1 protein-coding gene is annotated in these 771 nt (G+C 52.3%); it reads left to right on the forward strand.

The window, feature by feature from the left end:
- Positions 1–69 precede the first annotated feature (69 nt).
- Positions 70–767, forward strand: a protein-coding gene (locus tag DIT71_RS17665; protein ID WP_227538204.1) for an IS1 family transposase whose coding sequence is annotated in 2 segments (ribosomal slippage) — positions 70–319 and positions 319–767 — 699 coding nt in all. Because the reading frame shifts where the segments join, the coding sequence is not laid out codon by codon here.
- Positions 768–771: the final 4 nt, after the last annotated feature.

Below are 771 nucleotides of genomic sequence, written 5' to 3' on the forward strand. Positions count from 1 at the left end.
ACATAGATAACACAGGTGATGCTGCCAACTTACTGATTTAGTGTATGATGGTGTTTTTGAGGTGCTCCAGTGGCTTCTGTTTCTATCAGCTGTCCCTCCTGTTCAGCTACTGACGGGGTGGTGCGTAACGGCAAAAGCACTGCCGGACATCAGCGCTATCTCTGCTCTCACTGCCGTAAAACATGGCAGCTACAGTTCACTTACACCGCCTCTCAGCCCGGTACACACCAGAAAATTATTGATATGGCCATGAATGGCGTCGGATGTCGCGCCAGTGCACGCATTATGGGCGTTGGCCTCAACACGATTTTACGACACTTAAAAAACTCAGGCCGCAGTCGGTAAACTCACGCATACAACCGGGCAGTGACGTCATTGTTTGCGCGGAAATGGACGAACAGTGGGGTTACGTCGGCGCTAAATCGCGCCAGCGCTGGCTGTTTTACGCGTATGACAGGCTCCGGAGGACGGTTGTTGCGCACGTATTCGGTGAACGCACTATGGCGACGCTGGGGCGTCTTATGAGCCTGCTGTCACCCTTTGACGTGGTGATATGGATGACGGATGGCTGGCCGCTGTATGAATCCCGCCTGAAGGGAAAGCTGCACGTAATCAGCAAGCGATATACGCAGCGAATTGAGCGGCATAACCTGAATCTGAGGCAGCACCTGGCACGGCTGGGACGGAAGTCGCTGTCGTTCTCAAAATCGGTGGAGCTGCATGACAAAGTCATCGGGCATTATCTGAATATAAAACACTATCAATAAGTTG

Origin of the sequence: Marinobacter vulgaris (genome assembly GCF_003344045.1) — a bacterium.
GTDB lineage: Bacteria > Pseudomonadota > Gammaproteobacteria > Pseudomonadales > Oleiphilaceae > Marinobacter > Marinobacter vulgaris.